Source organism: Streptomyces sp. NPDC002176 (genome assembly GCF_044903645.1).
Taxonomy (GTDB): Bacteria; Actinomycetota; Actinomycetes; order Streptomycetales; family Streptomycetaceae; genus Streptomyces.
This window is the reverse complement of the sequence record NZ_JBJDQW010000001.1, coordinates 1,057,259-1,072,683: the sequence shown is the minus strand read 5'-3', so window position 1 is coordinate 1,072,683 and position 15,425 is coordinate 1,057,259. Positions and strand designations below refer to the sequence as shown.

Here is a 15,425-nt window from a genome sequence, read left to right as displayed (position 1 = left end):
CGCTACGCCTCCGCGGGCAGCGGCACCGTCCACACCAGCACCGCTCCACCGCTCTCCGTGCCGCCCAACTCCAGCCGACCGCCGAGCTGTTCGGCACGTTCGGCCATGTTGCGCAGTCCGCTGCGCCGCCCGCCGGACGGGATGCCCACCCCGTCGTCCGCCACCCGCAGCACCACCTCGCGGCCGTCGGTCGTCAACACCACCTCGACCGCGTGCGCATGGGCATGCCGGGCCACATTGGTCAGCGCCTCCGACAGTACGGCCACCACATGGTCGGCGATCCGCTGCGGCACCTCGGTGTCGATCAGCCCCTCCATGCGCACCCCGGGCGCGAAGCCCAGCACCGGCGCCGCCTCACCGGCCACCCGGACGACCCGCGCGCGCAGCCCGCTGCCCGCACCGCCCTCACGGGCCCGCAGTCCGAAGATGGTCGACCGGATGATCTTGATGGTCTCGTCCAGGTCGTCCACCGCCCGCAGCACCCGGTCGGCCGCCTTGGGATGCTCGATGAAACGGCCCGCGCTCTGCAGCGTCATCCCCGTGGCGAACAGCCGCTGGATCGCCAGGTCGTGCAGATCGCGTGCGATCCGGTCACGGTCCTCCAGCAGGGCCAACTGCTGTGCGTCCTGACGGCGTTCGGCCAGCTCCATGGCGATGGCCGCCTGCGCGGCGAACCCCTGGAGCATCTCCGTCTCCTTGTCCGAGAACACCGGCCGACCCGCCTTCCGAACCAGCAGCACCACACCCCGCGCGCCCACCTCACCGGTGCCGATCGGCACCGCCACCGCTGGTCCGAGCCCGAGGAACCGGGGCGGCTCGGCGGTGATCCGGTCGTCGCGGGTGATGTCGTCGCTGGTGACCGGAGCGGCCGTGGAGTACGCCAGCCCCATCAGCCCCTCGTGCAGCGGCAGCACCAGCCCCCGGTGCGCGTCGGCGCCCTCGCCCACCGCGATCTCCACGGTCAGCGACGGGGTGTCCGCCGTCGGCATGGCCACTTCCGCCAGCGCCGACCCGGTGATGTCGCGGGCCCGCTCGGCGATCAGGTCCAGCGCCTCCGAGCGCTCGCTGCCCGGCATCAGCCGGTGCGTGATCTCCGCGTTCGCCAGCAGCCAGCGCTCCCGCAGCCGCGAGTCCTCGTACAGGCGGGCGTTGTCGATGGCCACCCCGGCCGCGACCGCCAGCGTCGACAGGACCGACTCGTCCTCCTCGTCGAACTCCAGGCCACCGCGCTTCTCGGTCAGGTACAGATTCCCGAACACCTGCCCCCGCACCCGGATCGGCACCCCGAGGAAGCTCCGCATCGGCGGATGGTTGGGCGGGAAGCCGTACGACGCCGCGTGCTCGGAGATCTTCGACAGACGCAGCGGCTCCGGGTGCCGGATCAGCTCGCCGAGGATGCCGTGACCCTGCGGGTACGGGCCGATCTCGGTGATCTTCTCGTCGGAGACGCCGACCGTGTGGAACGCCGACAGGGTGCGGCCGTCGGGCCCGATCACGCCGAGCGCCGCGTACTCGGCGTCGACCAGGGCGGCCGCGGCCTCCACGATCGAGTGCAGCGCCTGCTCCAGGTCCAGTTCCCGGCCGACGCTCAGCACCGCCTCCAGCAGGCTGTGCACCCGGTCCCGAGTGCCGCGGGCCGCGTCGATCCTGGCCTGCAACTCCTCCAGCAGCTCGTCCAGCTTCAGTTGCGGCAGCAGTACGCGTGGCTCTCGTGGCTCGCGTGGCTGTCTGGGGGTTGCCACCACGGTCCTCCACGTCGGCTCGGCGCGCGAAGTCGGCACCGGTGGGTCGTCGACTCCACCGTATCGGTCCGGCCCCGTCGGTACGGGGGTCATGGCATCGGGATGGCCACCTCGTGCCGGTCCGCGCCCAGCACCACCTTCAGGGCACCCGTCTCGGCGGCGTGGGCGAACACCTCGTACGCCTCCTCCATGTGGTTCAGCGGGAAGGTGTGGGTGACCAGTTCCGCGGTCGGCAGTCGGCCCGCCGCCGCCATCCGCAGCAGGGTCGGGGTGGAGTACGTGTCCACCAGGCCCGTCGTGATGGTGACGTCCCTGATCCACAGGTCCTCCAGGTGCAGCATCGCCGCGGAGCCGTGGACGCCGACGTTGGCCACGTGCCCACAGGGCCGCACCACACGGGTGCACAGCTCGAAGCTCTCCGGCAAGCCGACCGCCTCCACGGCCACGTCCGCGCCGAGGCCGCCGGTGAGATCGTCCACCAGCAGCCGGGGGTCCTCACCGGCGAGGGCGACCACGTCCGCGCCGAGCCGCCGGGCCGCCTGCAACCGGGTCCTGGCCAGGTCCACCACCATGATCCGCTCGGGCGCGTACAGCCGCGCCGCGACGACGGCCGCCAGCCCGATCGGCCCGGCCCCCACGATCACCACCGTGTCGCCCGCCCGGACCTCCCCGTTGAGCACCCCCACCTCGTACGCGGTGGGGAAGATGTCCGCCAGCAGCACCGCGACCTCGCTCGGCACGGCGGCGGGCAGCGGGTGCACGGACAGGTCGGCGAACGGGACCCGGACGTACTCGGCCTGGGTGCCGTCCACGAGATGCCCGAGTATCCAGCCGCCCCCGCCCAGGCACTGCCCGTACCGGCCCTCCCGGCAGAAGCGGCACCGGCCGCACGACGTGATGCAGGAGACCAGCACCCGGTCGCCCGGCCGGACCGTGCGCACATCGCTGCCCACGTCCACGACCTCGCCGACCGCCTCGTGACCGAGCACCGTGCCGGGCGGCACCTCGGGCACGTCGCCCTTGAGGATGTGCAGGTCGGTCCCGCAGATGGACACCATGCCGACCTTCACGATCGCGTCGGTCGGCTCCTTGACCGCGGGGTCCGGGACGTCCTCCCAGGACGCCTGGCCCGGTCCGTGAAAGACGAAGCCCTTCATGGCGCGCTCCTCACCTCGTCGGCCGGCCCGCTGCTGACCCCGCGCCTGCCGTCACGGCCAGGAACCGGCCCCTGTCTCCAGCTTCGCCGTCCTGGCCCTAGCGCGCATGGGCCGCCCGGGCCATGCGCGACGCGGCGGGGCGTACGGGTACCCGGGACGGGGTCGGTGCGGGCCTACGTAGGGCGACAGCACACAGGGCGACCCCACATGGGGAGACCCCACATAGCGCGGCCCCACACTGTGCGGGCCCACACGGTGCGGCCCCACACAGTGCAACCCCACATAGCGCGGCCCTACACAGTGCGACGCCACATATTGCGACCCCACACAGCGCGAATCCACACACGTACCGCTCGGCCCACGGCCGAGAACCCCACCGACCCGGTCCGCCGAGCCGCGCCCACCCCCGTCCCCCCTACGCCGGTTCCGGGACCACCGCCACCGGACAGGGCGCACGGTGCAGCAGGCCATGAGCCACCCGACCCAGCTGCAGACCGAACCCGCCATGCCGGGGGTGCGCCCCGACCACGAGAAGAGTGGCGCCGCGCGCCGCCTCGGCCACGGCGTCACGGGTGTGCCCCTCCGGGGTACGGACCACCGTCACCACCCCCTCCGGCACCTCCCGCAGCGCCTCGGCCGCCGCCTCCCGCGCGGCCTCCTCCGGGTCGGTCTCGGCCGCGTCGTGGCCGGTGAAGGGGCCCGAGGGCCGCCGCCAGGCGCGTACCGCCTCCAGCGGCAGCCCGCGCAGCTCGGCCTCCTGGGCCGCGAACCGGGCGGCGGCCGCGTCGCGGGGCTTGTCCCCGACCGCCAGCACGATCCGCGGGGAACCCCCGCCTTCCTCCTCCTCGGGGCCGTCGCGCAGCACGAACACCGGGCAGTGCGCGTGCCCGGCGACCGTCAGGCTGACCGAACCGAGCAGCGCCTCGGCGACCCCGCCGCGCCCCCGGCTGCCGACCACCACCGCGCGGGCGGTACGGCTCTCCCGGACGAGCGCGTACTCCGGTTCGCCGGGCAGCACATCGGTGGTGACCTCCACACCGGGGCGGCGCGACCGGGCCCGCGCCTCGGCGGTGCCGACCACGTCGCGGGCCATGACCTCCTCCACGGGACGGTTCAGTTCCTGGGCGATCAGCTCACCCTCGTAGCGCTCCCAGAGCGAGGCGTACACCAGGCGCAGCGGCGCCCCGCGCAGGGCCGCCTCCTCCGCGCCCCAGTCCACGGCGCGCAGGCTGGGCGCGGAACCGTCCACGCCGACCACGATCGGCTCGTCCATCGGGTTCTCCACTTCGGTCAGCTGTGCGGGACGACGGCGACGGGGGCGGGGGAGTGGTGCAGCACGGCGTGCGCGACATGCCCGAGGTGGGCGCCGAGCCGGGCCTTGCGCACCCGGCGGCCGACCACGACCAGGCTGGCGTCGCGGGAGGCGTCCACCAGCACCGATCCGGCGCTGCCCTCGACGGCCGCCTCGGCCACGTCGACGTCCGGGAACGACTTCCGCCAGGGTTCCAGCGCCCTGCCGAGCATGAACGCGTTCCGTGGTTCCAGCGCCTCCTCGGTGACGGGCGGTGTCTCCGCCTCGTAGGCGTAGCCGGGGGTGTACGAGGGCGGGGGCTGCGGCACCCAGGCGTACACCACCCGCAGCGGGGCACCGCGCAGCGCGGCGGTGCCGAAGGCGAAGTCCAGCAGGGAAGCGTTCGGCGCGGTGATGTCCAGGCCCAGCACGACCGGCCGGAACGGTGTCGCGGCCGACGGGATGCCCGCCGGGTCCGCCAGGTGCTCGTCGGCGGCCTGCTCACCCGCCCTGACCATCACCACCGGGCATCCGGCATGGCCGACGACCGCCATGCCGACCGAGCCGACGAGGAACCCGTGGAGGCCGCCCAGGCCGCGTGAGCCGAGCGCCAGCAGTTCGGACGTACCGGCGGCCTCGCACAGTTCGTCCACCGGGTCGCCGGTGCGCTGCTCGGTGCTCACCTCCAGGCCGGGGTGACGCAGCCGGAGCCCCGCCGCACTCTCGCTCGGCGCCCGCTCGGTCCACTCCTGCTCGGCCTCGGCGCCGAGCAGCGGGGCCTGCGCCAGCGGGTCGGGCAGCGGCTCCCACACCTGGACGAGCCGCAGCGGCAGCCCGCGCAGCACCGCCTCGCGCGCCGCCCACTCGGCGGCGGCCCGGCTCTCGGCGGAGCCGTCCAGTCCTACGGTCACGGTCCGGGGCATCGTCCACACCTCCCTGGCTCTTCCGGGGGCCGAAGGAGCCCCACCCACCAGCCTGACCGCAACGGGCCGCCCGGGCCACGGCCACAGGTCCCTCCGGGGGACCGACCGGCCTCGGAAGCGGCGGCATACGGGGAACCCGGCCAAGCGTCGAGCAGGTCCGGTCGGCCCTAGTCCGAGTCTGGCCGACAGGCGATGATCGTGCTGGTAGGCCCTCCCATGAGCCGATCGGCCCACGGGATCGAGGCTCAGGAGAACGGAAGGCCGTCATGCCCGAGACACGCACCTTCACGGAGCAGGACCCGGTCCGGGTCTTCCTGCTGGACGACCACGAGGTCGTCCGCCGGGGCCTCGCCGACCTCCTGGACGCCGAACCGGACATCGCCGTGGTCGGCGAGGCGGACACCGCCGCGCACGCCGTCGCCCGCGGGCCCGCCCTGCGCCCGCATGTCGCCGTGCTCGACGTACGCCTGCCGGACGGCGACGGCATCACCGTCTGCCGGGAACTGCGCGACCGGGTGCCCGGTCTGGCCTGCCTGATGCTGACCTCGTTCGACGACGAGGACGCCCTGCTCGACGCCATCATGGCCGGGGCCGCCGGATACGTGCTCAAGCAGATCAAGGGCTCCGACCTGGTGTCCGCGGTGCGTACGGTCGCCTCCGGGCAGTCGATGCTGGACCCCGCGACCACCGCCCGGCTGATGCGCTCGCTGCGCGCCGACCCCGCCGGTACCACGCCCCCGCTGCCGCCCGAGCTGGAGAGCCTGTCGCCCCGTGAGCGGGAGATCCTCGCCCTGATCGGCGACGGCCTCACCAACCGGGAGATCGGCCAGCGGCTCTACCTCTCCGAGAAGACGGTCAAGAACCACATCTCCCGCCTGCTCGCCAAGCTCGGCGTCCAGCGCCGCGTCCAGGCGGCGGTACTCGCCTCCCAGCTGGACCCGCGACAGCCGCGCTGACCCCGCTCACCGCAGACCGCCGCTGCCGTACGGGGCGTACAGGTCGAGCAGGCGGACGCGGGAGGAGTGCAGCCGGTGGGCGACCACGCGGCCGACCCAGACGGCCACCGCCCGCCCGAACGCGGGGTCCTCGGCGCACCGCGCCCGGACCGCCTCGGCGTCGAACTCCCAGGCCCGCACCGGGCTCATCGCCTCGCCGCCCAGATGCCACACGCGGGGCGTGAAGTGCCAGGACCAGCCGACGAGTTCACCGTGGCCGAGGGACTCCACGACGGCCGGGCGGCGGCCGGGGACATGGAGGTCGAGGCAGACGGTGCCGGTGCGCACGATCCAGAACCGGTCGGCGCGCCGCCCCTCCTCGAACAGGCGGGCGCCGGCCGGGAAGGAGACCTCGCGGGCCAGCTCCATCAGCCGCGCGCGATGCGGCGGCTCCAGGGCCGTGGTCATGGTGGTCGTGGTCATCGCACCGGCTCCCTTCGAGGCGTCCGCCCCCAGGGTCGTACCGCCCGCGCCCGGTGCGCCACGGGCCGTCCGGCCCCGGCCGGGGACCTTTCGGCCCCCGGCCGGTCGCGCGCTAGAAGACGATGCCCACGTGTGCCAGTGCTTGCTTCAGCAGGGCGCCGTGGCCGCCCGGCATCTCGCCGTGCAGCGCCGCGGAGGCCGCTTCCTGCGGGGTGAACCAGACCAGGTCCAGCGCGTCCTGCCGGGGACGGCAGTCACCGGCCACCGGCACGATGAAGGCCAGCGACACCGCGTGCTGGCGCGGGTCGTGGTACGGGGTGACGCCGGCCGTGGGGAAGTACTCCGCGACCGTGAACGGCTGGGTGGAGACCGGGACCCGGGGCAGGGCGACCGGTCCGAGGTCCTTCTCCAGGTGCCGCAGCAGCGCGTCGCGCACCCGCTCGTGGTGCAGGACGCGGCCGGAGACCAGGGTGCGGCTGACCGTGCCGTCCGGTCCTATGCGCAACAGCAGTCCGATACTGGTGACTTCGCCGCTGTCGTCCACCCGCACGGGCACGGCCTCGACGTACAGGATCGGCATCCGGGCCCTGGCCATCTCCAGCTCGTCCGTGGTCAGCCAGCCGGGCGTGGTCTCGGTCATGTCAGACATTGCTTGATCATACTTTCCGGGTGGGGACCCGCCGCGGGTGCGGGCGGGCTCGGATACGTGCGGTCGTGCGCCGCCCTTGATCACGTCGTCCCGTCATTGTGCCGTCCGGCTATCGCGCTGTCCCGAAAATCGCGCACGGTACGCGAACGGGCACCGAACGGGCATCCCCGGACGACTCCCGGACCTGGCCGCACCGCCCAGGGGAAAGCATGTTCGGGGCATGAGGAACACTGGAGACGTCCCGCGAACCGACCGGAAGCAGCACATGTCAGCGACGCCCGCGCACCTCCTCGACGTCCCCGGCCCGCCCACCGGCCCCGCCGACATCCGCCTCGTCGTCACCGACATGGACGGCACCCTGCTGGACGACGACAAGTGCCCGCCCGATACCCTGTGGCCGCTCCTCGCCGAACTCCGGCGCCGGGGCGTGCTGTTCAGCCCCGCGAGCGGCCGCCAGTACGCCACACTGGCCCGGCAGTTCGCCGAGGTCGCCGAGGGCATGGTGTTCATAGCGGAGAACGGCACCTATGTGGTCCGCGACGGGGTGGAACTCAGCTCCGACCCGCTGGACGCCGCCTCGGCCGCCGACCTCGCCCGCACCGTACGGGGCCTGGCCGCGCGGGGCGTGGACGCGGGCGCCGTGGTCTGCGGCAAGCGGGCCGCGTACGTGGAGCGGACCGACGAGGCGTTCCTCGCCGAGGTGCGCAAGTACTACGTGGAGCACCGTGTGGTCGAGGACGTGACCGCGGTGGACGACGAGATCATCAAGGTCGCGGTGTACGACTTCGGCTCCGCCGAGACCGGCGCCGCCCCCGCCCTGGCGCCGTTCGCCGACAGCCACCAGGTGGTGGTGTCCGGCGAGCACTGGGTGGACGTCATGAACCGCACCGCCAACAAGGGCGCCGCCCTGCGCGGCCTCCAGCGCGAACTGGGCATCACCCCCGCCCAGACCATGGTCTTCGGCGACTACCTCAACGACCTCGAGATGCTCGACGCCGCCGACTGGTCCTTCGCCATGGCCAACGCCCACCCGGACGTCATCCGGCGGGCCCGCCACCTGGCCCCGTCCAACAACGACCAGGGCGTGCCGCGGACGGTCGCGCGGATGCTCGGCATCGACCTCCAGGGCTTGTGACGGCCGTCAATGCCGGGTCGGTCGGGACCGCTCGACGTGGTCGAGGTCGCCGGTGAGCAGGTCGTCGTGGCTGATGGTGAAGTCGCCGTTGGGCAGCCGCTGTCCCTCGCCGTAGTGGCGGCCCACCACGGTGTCGGGGAGGAAGGCGCGCAGGCGGTGGCGCATGTTCTCCGGGTACTCGACGGGCGTGCCCCAGCCGGTCGGCGCCTGGTCGGTGGCGAGCAGGACCCAGTGGTCCACGGGCACATGGGCGTCGAGGTCCGGCGCCTTGCCGGTGTGGCTGTCCAGGGCGGGCACGGTCAGCCGGTCGGGGTCCAGGGGCGGGTACCACAGCAGCAGGGGCTTGGCGCGGCGCGCGTCGGCGTTGTCGAAGCAGCAGACGGCGATGGTGTGGTCCGGGAAGTGGTCGGCGTAGAACCGGAGCAGGTCCAGATCGAGAGCGGGGCGCCGGTGCGGCGGCACCTGCTCCAGCGCGGCCGGGATCGTGGTGGGGTCGTTCGCCAAGAGCACCGTGTACACGTCGTGGTCGAAGACCTGGACGGGCTCCGCTTCCGCGCCCATCCAGGCGATGCCGTCGGCTTCTGGAGCGTCCGTTTTGACGGCGGCGACCATGCGGAGCAGGACGTCGCCGGTGCGGCCGGCGGAGAGGAAGTGCCCGGGGCCGAGCCGCCCGGTGGGCAGGTGCAGCAGCATGGCGTTCGGGCCCTCCGCCAGGTTGACGGCGGTGTTCTGGTAGCCCAGGACGTGGATGAGGCCGTGCTCGGGGTGGTGCCGCCGTCCGCAGTACACGATCGTGCCGGAGAACTCGGCCGCGCCGGTTGAGATGCACATGGCGGCAAGCTACCGCGCCCTCCGGCCCGCACGCTCCGGTTCAGCGGGCCGTGCGCTCGTCCAGCACCCGGTCCAGGAAGCCGGTCAGCTCCGCGAAGACCTTCGCCCGGTCGGTCTCGTTGAAGACCTCGTGGCGGGCGCCGGGGAAGACGCGTGCGGTGGCCCGGCCCGCGCCGAGGCGGTCGACGCCGATCCGGCTGCCCGGCAGCGGGACGAGCCGGTCGTCGTCGCCGTGCAGCCACAGCAGCGGGAGTTCCCCGATGTCGCCGCCCTCGGCCACGGCCGCGAGCCCGTGTTCGAAGGCCACCAGAGTCGGCCGTTTCATGGGGCCGTGCCACACCAGCGGATCGGCGTCGTAGGCCGCGCCCACGGCCGGGTCGCGGGACAGGGCGGCCAGGCTGACCGGCACGTCCGGGACCTCGTCCAGCGCGAGCAGTTGGCCGGGCAGCGCCCACTCGCCGATCACCGGCCCCGACAGCACCAGCGCGTTCAGCTCGGACCCGTACCGCTGGGCGTACCGGGCCGCGATCAGGCCGCCCATGGAGTGGCCCACCATGACCAGCGGCAGACCTGTGTGCTCGGCGCGGGCCAGGTCCGCCGCCGCGTGGACGTCGGTCACCACGTCCTCGAAGTCCTCGATCAGCACCCGTTCCCCGGCCGACCTGCCGTGCCCGAGGTGGTCGGGCGCGTACACCGCCGCGCCGTGGTCGGTGAGCACTCCGGCGACCTCGTCGTACCGGCCCGCGTGCTCGCCGTACCCGTGCACCAGCAGGGCGAGGTAGCGGGGGCCGGGGTGCGGCCAGGCGCGGATGTGCAGTGCTCCGTGGACGCCCTGGCGGGTGTGGGCGCGTACGTCGGTCATGCGGGTCTCCTCCGGCGTGGTCGCGTGGGTCACTCCGGGAGGATCTTCCCAGCGGGCCGGTGTGCGGTCTATAGTCCGGTAGAGCCCAAAACTAGCAGTGCTAATTAAGTCGCTGCTCATCACGTCGCTCCGCCTCGGCGGGGCATAGGTTCAGGCTGATCCACAACGTCGTCGGTCAGGAGTCCCCGAGTTGCGTCCCGTCCACTTCGCGGCCGCCCGCCGCACCCCCATCGGCAAGCTGCGCGGAGCCCTGTCCGGCGTGCGGCCCGACGACCTCGCGGCGGCCGTCGTCCGCGACCTGGTCGGCGGCGTGCCCGCCCTCGACCCGGCCCGCGTCGACGACGTGTACTGGGGCGCCGCCAACCAGGCCGGTGAGGACAACCGCAACATCGCCCGCATGGCCGTCCTGCTCGCCGGGCTCCCCGACTCCGTGCCCGGCGCCACCGTCAACCGGCTCTGCGCCTCCGGCCTGGAGGCGGTCACCACCGCCGCCCGGACCATCGCGGCCGGTGAGGCGGACATCGTGATCGCGGGCGGCTCGGAGTCCATGAGCCGCGCCCCCTTCGTGCTGCCCCGCCCCGACGAGGCCCTCCCGCACCGCATGGAGACCTACGACACCCGCCTCGGCTGGCGTCTCACCAACCCGGCGATGAAGGACCTGCACGGCGTCCTGGCCATGGGCGAGACCGCCGAGGAGGTCGCCCAGAAGTACGGCATCTCCCGTGAACGGCAGGACGAGTTCGCCCTGCGTAGCCACCAACTCGCCGCCACCGCACGCAAGAACAGCCACTTCGACGCCGAACTCCTCCCCGTGGAACGCCCGGACGGCATCACCGTCGACCGCGACGAATGCGTACGCGAGGACACCTCCCTGGAGAAACTCGCCCGCCTCAAGCCGGTGTTCCGTAAGGACGGCACGGTCACCGCGGGCAACGCCTCACCCATGAACGACGGCGCCGCCGGACTCCTCCTGGTCAGCGAGGACGCGCTCGAGGAACTGGGCCTCGAATCCCTCGGCCGGTATGTCGCCGGAGCCTCGGCGGGCGTCCACCCGGACGTGATGGGCATCGGCCCGGTCCCCGCCACCCGCAAGGCGCTCGCCCGCGTCGGCTGGCGCGTCGAGGACCTTCAAGAGGCCGAGTTCAACGAGGCGTTCGCCGCGCAGGCCCTCGCCTCCGTCGACCAACTGGGCATCGACCCCGGCCTGGTGAACCCCACCGGCGGCGCCATCGCGCTGGGCCACCCCCTCGGCTGCTCCGGCGCCCGCATCCTCACCACTCTGCTGCACCGCATGCGCCGCACCGGCGCCGGACGCGGCCTCGCCACCATGTGCGTCGGCGTCGGGCAGGGCAGCGCGGTCCTGGTGGAGCGCCCCTGAACCACCCCGACGGGACTTCCCCACAGGGGAGTTCCGCAGCACGAGTCGCACCGCAGGAAACGGAGCCGCACCACATGGCAACCCTGTCCGTCGCCGCCATCCTGGCCGAGAACGCCCGCCGCCGCCCCGACCGGACGGCGCTCGTCGAGGGCGACCTGCGCCTCACCTTCGCCGAAGCCTGGCGGCACTCCCTCGCCCAGGCGGGCGCGCTCACCGCCCTCGGCGTACGGCCGGGTGACCGGGTCGCCCTGATGGCCCCCAACACCGCCGAGTTCCCGCTCGCCTACTACGCGACCATGGCGGTTGGCGCAGTCGTCGTCCCCGTCCACCTGCTGCTCTCCGCGTCCGAGGTCGAGCACGTCCTCAAGGACAGCGGCGCCACCCTGCTGCTCGCGCACCCCGCCCAGGAGGCCACCGCCCGCGCGGCCGCCGACCCCCTCGGCATCCGCGTGGTCGTCCTCGGCGAGGAGCTGGAGAAGCTCGCGGTGGACGCCGAGCCGCCGTACTCGTACGTCACCCGGTCCGCCGACGACCCGGCCGTCGTCTTCTACACCAGCGGCACCACCGGCGTCCCGAAGGGCGCCGTGCTCAGCCACTTCAACATCGTGATGAACGCGACCGTCAACGCCTTCGACGCCAACGACATCCGCCCCGACGACATCGTCCTCGGCGCGCTCCCGCTCTTCCACGCCTTCGGGCAGACGGTGTCCCTCAACTCCACCTGGCGCGCGGGCGCGACGCTCGTCCTGCTGCCCCGCTTCGACGCCGCCCGCGCGATCGACATCATGGTCGCCGAGCACGTCAACACCTTCCACGGCGTGCCCACCATGTTCGTCTCGCTGGCCGCCGCCGCGGCCGACGCCCCGGCCCTGCCCGAGCTGCGGCTGTGCGTCTCCGGCGGCGCCTCGCTGCCGGTGGCCGTGCTGGAGAGGTTCGAGACGGCGTTCGGCGCCCGGATCTACGAGGGGTACGGCCTCTCGGAGACCTCCCCGGCGGCCACCGTCAACCAGCCCGTCTTCGGCACCCGCGCCGGGACCATCGGCCATCCGCTGTGGGGCGTGGACGCCGAGATCGCCCGGGCGGACGTCGAGGACCGCGTCGACCTCCTCCCGCCCGGCGAGCTGGGCGAGGTCGTCATCCGGGGCCACAACGTGTTCTCCGGCTACCTCGGCTGCCCGGAGGCCACCGCCGAGGCGCTGGTCGACGGCTGGTTCCGCACCGGGGACCTCGGCACCAAGGACGAGGACGGGTTCCTGCGGATCGTCGACCGCAAGAAGGACGTCATCATCCGCGGCGGCTACAACGTCTACCCCCGCGAGGTCGAGGAGGTCCTCGCCCGGCACCCGGAGATCGCCCAGGTCGCCGTCATCGGCCTGCCCGACGAGCTGCACGGCGAGGAGGTCTGCGCGGTCGTCGTCCCCGCACCGGGCGTCACCCCCGACGCCGAGGCGATCACCGCGTGGTCCAAGGAGCACCTCGGCAAGCACAAGTACCCGCGCCGCGTGGAGTTCACGGACGAACTCCCGCTCGGCCCCAGCATGAAGGTGCTCAAGCGGGAACTGCGCGCCCGGTACACCGCACGCTGAGCCCCCGGCGCCCGGCCGGACGTGTGCACATAGCATCGGTCTCCGCATGAACATGATGACGCTCTGGCACATATCCGGCTGGGAGTTCGCCGCCCTCGCCCTCGCCGCCCTCCTGGTCGGCTTCTCCAAGACCGCGGTCAGCGGGGCCAACACGGTCAGCCTGGCCGTCTTCGCGGCCGTCCTGCCCGCCCGCGCCTCCACCGGCGTCCTGCTCCCGCTCCTCATCGCGGGCGACACCTTCGCCGTCCTCACCTACCGGCGGCACGCCCACTGGCCCACCCTGTGGCGGCTGTTCCCCGCCGTCGCGGCCGGGGTGGTCGCGGGCACCCTGTTCCTCGCCCGCGTCGGCGACGGGATCGTACGGATCTCCATCGGCGTGATCCTGCTGATGATGACCGGCATCACCCTGTGGCGACGGCGCCAGGAGGCGACGGAGGACGTCAGCACCCGGACCGGCCGCGCGACAGCCGCCGCCTACGGCGTGACCGGGGGCTTCACCACCATGGTCGCCAACGCGGGCGGACCGGTGATGTCGATGTACCTGCTCTCCGCGGGCTTCCGCAAGATGGGCTTCCTCGGCACCTCCGCCTTCTTCTTCCTCATCGTCAACGTCGCCAAGATCCCCTTCAGCGCCGCCCTCGGCCTGATCGACGCCAACTCACTGCTGCTGGACGCGGCGTTGCTGGTCTTCGTGCTCCCCGGCGCGTTCCTCGGCAGATGGGCCGTCCACAAGATCAACCAGCGGCTCTTCGACCGCATCGTCATCGTGGCGACCGTCGTCGGGGCGGTCGAACTCCTGTTGACCTGACCGGATGCGTACGCTCACCCCATGTCCGCGCACGTCCTGATCCTCGGCGGCACCACCGAGGCCCGCCACCTCGCCACCGCCCTCGCAGCCCGCCCCGGCGTCCGCGTCACCACCTCGCTCGCGGGCCGCGTGACCCGGCCGGGGGCGGTCGACGGTGAGGTCCGGATCGGCGGATTCGGGGGCGTGCCGGGGCTGGCCGACTGGCTGCGCGCCCACCGGGTGACCGCGCTGGTGGACGCCACCCACCCCTTCGCGGAGCGGATCACGGCGAACGCGGCGGAGTCGGCACGGCTGACCGGAGTCCCGCACGCGGTCCTGCGCCGCCCCGGCTGGGGCCTCGACGACGACTGGTGTTCCGTGGCCTCCCTGGAGGAGGCGGCGCGGGTCGTACCCCGCCTGGGACAACGGGTGTTCCTCAGCACGGGACGGCTCGGACTGGCCGCCTTCCGCGACTTGACGGACACTCAGTTCGTGATCCGCTCGGTGGAACCACCGGAGCCCCCGCTGCCCGCACACTGCGAACTGGTCCTGGCGCGCGGCCCGTTCACCCTCGCCGACGAACTGGACCTGCTCCGGGCGCACCGCATCGACGTACTGGTGACGAAGGACAGCGGGGGAGCGGCGACGGCACCGAAACTGGCCGCCGCCCGCGCGCTGTCGTTGCCGGTGGTCGTCGTACGCCGCCCTGAACTCCCTTTTGATGTACGGGCGTTGCCGGACGTGGACGGCGTACTGGACTGGCTGGCCGAGGTCATTGCCCCCGGGGATGCCTGCGCAGCAGATACGTGTCCATGATCCAGCCCTTGCGCTCCCGCGCCTCCGCCCGCACCCGCTCGATCTCCGGACCGGCCTCCGCGAGCGGCCCGGACACCAGGATCTCGTCGGGGGTGCCGATGTACGCGCCCCAGTAGATGTCGATGTCGTCCCCGGCGTACTCCCGGAACGCCTGGTGCGCGTCGAGCATGACCACCACGTCGTCCACCCCCTCGGGGAACCCCTCGGCGAGCCGACGCCCGGTGGTGATCTGTACCGGCCGCGCCACCCGGTTCAGGCCGGTGCGATGCCGGGCGACCAGCGCGGAGACACTGCTGATGCCGGGCACCACGTCGTAGGTGAACGCGACCGAGCCCTTGGCCAGCACCTCCTCCAGGATGCCGAGCGTGCTGTCGTACAGCGAGGGGTCGCCCCACACCAGGAACGCGCCCGTGCCGTCCTCCGGGACCTCCTCGGCGATCAGCCGCTCGTAGATCCCCGCACGGGCAGCGCGCCAGTCCTCGACGGCGGGGGAGTAGGCCGCACCGCCCGCCCGCCGGTCCCGCTCCGGGTCGCGGGCCGCCACCACCCGGTACGAGCCCTCGGGCAGATGCGCGTCCAGGATGTCCCGGCGCAGCCGCGTCAGATCACTCTTCACCTCGCCCTTGTCGAGCAGGAAGAACACGTCCGTGCCGCGCAACGCCTTGACCGCCTGCAACGTCAGCTGGTCGGGGTCGCCCGCGCCGATACCGATGACATGAATCTCTCGCACGCCCCGAGTCTGCCGCACGGCTCCGGGCGGGCCGGGTACGGGGTCGACGCATCCCGTCACATGTGGGTACTCGGTCCTTCCGGTGAGCCCGGACCGGCCGGGTCCGGCGGACGGAGGCAG

The 15,425-nt window shown here is 73.1% G+C and carries 15 protein-coding genes; 6 read left to right on the top strand and 9 right to left on the bottom strand.

Features of this window, described 5'->3' with window-relative positions; all coding sequences use genetic code 11:
* Positions 1-2: 2 nt before the first annotated feature.
* The 4 genes from ACI2LY_RS04725 to ACI2LY_RS04710 all read right to left on the bottom strand — a co-directional run bounded on the left by ACI2LY_RS04725 (position 3) and on the right by ACI2LY_RS04710 (position 5,113).
* A complete protein-coding gene (locus ACI2LY_RS04725) occupies positions 3-1,742 on the bottom strand; it encodes a GAF domain-containing protein (RefSeq protein ID WP_404705866.1) in 1,740 nt (579 codons plus the stop codon).
* A gap of 89 nt (positions 1,743-1,831) precedes the next feature.
* A complete protein-coding gene (locus tag ACI2LY_RS04720) occupies positions 1,832-2,899 on the bottom strand; it encodes a zinc-dependent alcohol dehydrogenase family protein (protein ID WP_404705865.1) in 1,068 nt (355 codons plus the stop codon).
* 415 nt (positions 2,900-3,314) lie between these two features.
* Complete coding sequence (locus ACI2LY_RS04715; protein ID WP_404705864.1) at positions 3,315-4,172, bottom strand: universal stress protein; 858 nt, start codon at positions 4,170-4,172, stop codon at positions 3,315-3,317.
* A 17-nt stretch (positions 4,173-4,189) separates the two neighbouring features.
* Positions 4,190-5,113, bottom strand: coding sequence for a universal stress protein (locus tag ACI2LY_RS04710; RefSeq protein WP_404705863.1), 924 nt, complete (start codon positions 5,111-5,113; stop codon positions 4,190-4,192).
* A 266-nt stretch (positions 5,114-5,379) separates the two neighbouring features.
* On the opposite strand from ACI2LY_RS04710, the gene ACI2LY_RS04705 reads away from it, so the two are divergent.
* Entirely contained in the window at positions 5,380-6,069 is a 690-nt protein-coding gene (locus tag ACI2LY_RS04705) for a response regulator (RefSeq protein ID WP_404705862.1), read from the top strand.
* Positions 6,070-6,075: 6 nt separating this feature from the next.
* Here the strand turns inward: ACI2LY_RS04705 and ACI2LY_RS04700 are convergent, their stop codons facing one another.
* Positions 6,076-6,531, bottom strand: a complete 456-nt coding sequence (locus tag ACI2LY_RS04700) for a Crp/Fnr family transcriptional regulator (protein WP_404705861.1) — start codon at positions 6,529-6,531, stop codon at positions 6,076-6,078.
* A 112-nt stretch (positions 6,532-6,643) separates the two neighbouring features.
* A complete protein-coding gene (locus ACI2LY_RS04695) occupies positions 6,644-7,171 on the bottom strand; it encodes an NUDIX hydrolase family protein (RefSeq protein ID WP_384363073.1) in 528 nt (175 codons plus the stop codon).
* 274 nt (positions 7,172-7,445) lie between these two features.
* Here ACI2LY_RS04695 and ACI2LY_RS04690 point away from each other — a divergent pair, with 274 nt between their 5' ends.
* Positions 7,446-8,315, top strand: a complete 870-nt coding sequence (locus tag ACI2LY_RS04690) for a Cof-type HAD-IIB family hydrolase (protein ID WP_404705860.1) — start codon at positions 7,446-7,448, stop codon at positions 8,313-8,315.
* A gap of 6 nt (positions 8,316-8,321) precedes the next feature.
* Here ACI2LY_RS04690 and ACI2LY_RS04685 read toward each other — a convergent pair whose 3' ends face one another.
* Together ACI2LY_RS04685 and ACI2LY_RS04680 are read right to left on the bottom strand one after the other, a co-directional pair.
* Entirely contained in the window at positions 8,322-9,146 is an 825-nt protein-coding gene (locus ACI2LY_RS04685; protein WP_404705859.1) for a hypothetical protein, read from the bottom strand.
* Between the two features lie 40 nt (positions 9,147-9,186).
* Complete coding sequence (locus ACI2LY_RS04680; protein ID WP_404705858.1) at positions 9,187-10,008, bottom strand: lysophospholipase; 822 nt, start codon at positions 10,006-10,008, stop codon at positions 9,187-9,189.
* Positions 10,009-10,198: 190 nt separating this feature from the next.
* On the opposite strand from ACI2LY_RS04680, the gene ACI2LY_RS04675 reads away from it, so the two are divergent.
* From ACI2LY_RS04675 to ACI2LY_RS04660, 4 genes are all read left to right on the top strand, one after another.
* A complete protein-coding gene (locus ACI2LY_RS04675) occupies positions 10,199-11,386 on the top strand; it encodes a thiolase family protein (protein WP_404705857.1) in 1,188 nt (395 codons plus the stop codon).
* Between the two features lie 74 nt (positions 11,387-11,460).
* Positions 11,461-12,972 carry a long-chain fatty acid--CoA ligase gene (locus ACI2LY_RS04670; RefSeq protein WP_404705856.1) on the top strand — a complete coding sequence of 504 codons (1,512 nt, stop codon included), beginning with the start codon at positions 11,461-11,463 and terminating at the stop codon, positions 12,970-12,972.
* Between the two features lie 46 nt (positions 12,973-13,018).
* The gene (locus ACI2LY_RS04665) at positions 13,019-13,780 is read left to right on the top strand and encodes a sulfite exporter TauE/SafE family protein (RefSeq protein ID WP_404705855.1); all 762 of its coding nucleotides are present in this window, start codon (positions 13,019-13,021) and stop codon (positions 13,778-13,780) included.
* 21 nt (positions 13,781-13,801) lie between these two features.
* A complete protein-coding gene (locus ACI2LY_RS04660; protein WP_404705854.1) occupies positions 13,802-14,575 on the top strand; it encodes a cobalt-precorrin-6A reductase in 774 nt (257 codons plus the stop codon).
* On the opposite strand, the gene cobF is transcribed toward ACI2LY_RS04660, so the two are convergent.
* Positions 14,532-15,305 carry a precorrin-6A synthase (deacetylating) gene (cobF, locus tag ACI2LY_RS04655; RefSeq protein ID WP_404705853.1) on the bottom strand — a complete coding sequence of 258 codons (774 nt, stop codon included), beginning with the start codon at positions 15,303-15,305 and terminating at the stop codon, positions 14,532-14,534. The genes ACI2LY_RS04660 and cobF overlap by 44 nt on opposite strands.
* Positions 15,306-15,425: the final 120 nt, after the last annotated feature.

Excerpts from the sequence above, each read along its gene's own strand:
- ACI2LY_RS04720 (WP_404705865.1), bottom strand. The coding sequence starts at position 2,899 with ATGAAGGGCTTCGTCTTTCACGGACCGGGCCAGGCGTCCTGGGAGGAC.
- ACI2LY_RS04715 (WP_404705864.1), bottom strand. The coding sequence starts at position 4,172 with ATGGACGAGCCGATCGTGGTCGGCGTGGACGGTTCCGCGCCCAGCCTG.
- ACI2LY_RS04710 (WP_404705863.1), bottom strand. The coding sequence starts at position 5,113 with ATGCCCCGGACCGTGACCGTAGGACTGGACGGCTCCGCCGAGAGCCGG.
- ACI2LY_RS04705 (WP_404705862.1), top strand. The coding sequence starts at position 5,380 with ATGCCCGAGACACGCACCTTCACGGAGCAGGACCCGGTCCGGGTCTTC.
- ACI2LY_RS04700 (WP_404705861.1), bottom strand. The coding sequence starts at position 6,531 with ATGACCACGACCACCATGACCACGGCCCTGGAGCCGCCGCATCGCGCG.
- ACI2LY_RS04695 (WP_384363073.1), bottom strand. The coding sequence starts at position 7,171 with ATGACCGAGACCACGCCCGGCTGGCTGACCACGGACGAGCTGGAGATG.
- ACI2LY_RS04690 (WP_404705860.1), top strand. The coding sequence starts at position 7,446 with ATGTCAGCGACGCCCGCGCACCTCCTCGACGTCCCCGGCCCGCCCACC.
- ACI2LY_RS04685 (WP_404705859.1), bottom strand. The coding sequence starts at position 9,146 with ATGTGCATCTCAACCGGCGCGGCCGAGTTCTCCGGCACGATCGTGTAC.
- ACI2LY_RS04680 (WP_404705858.1), bottom strand. The coding sequence starts at position 10,008 with ATGACCGACGTACGCGCCCACACCCGCCAGGGCGTCCACGGAGCACTG.
- ACI2LY_RS04670 (WP_404705856.1), top strand. The coding sequence starts at position 11,461 with ATGGCAACCCTGTCCGTCGCCGCCATCCTGGCCGAGAACGCCCGCCGC.
- ACI2LY_RS04665 (WP_404705855.1), top strand. The coding sequence starts at position 13,019 with ATGAACATGATGACGCTCTGGCACATATCCGGCTGGGAGTTCGCCGCC.
- ACI2LY_RS04660 (WP_404705854.1), top strand. The coding sequence starts at position 13,802 with ATGTCCGCGCACGTCCTGATCCTCGGCGGCACCACCGAGGCCCGCCAC.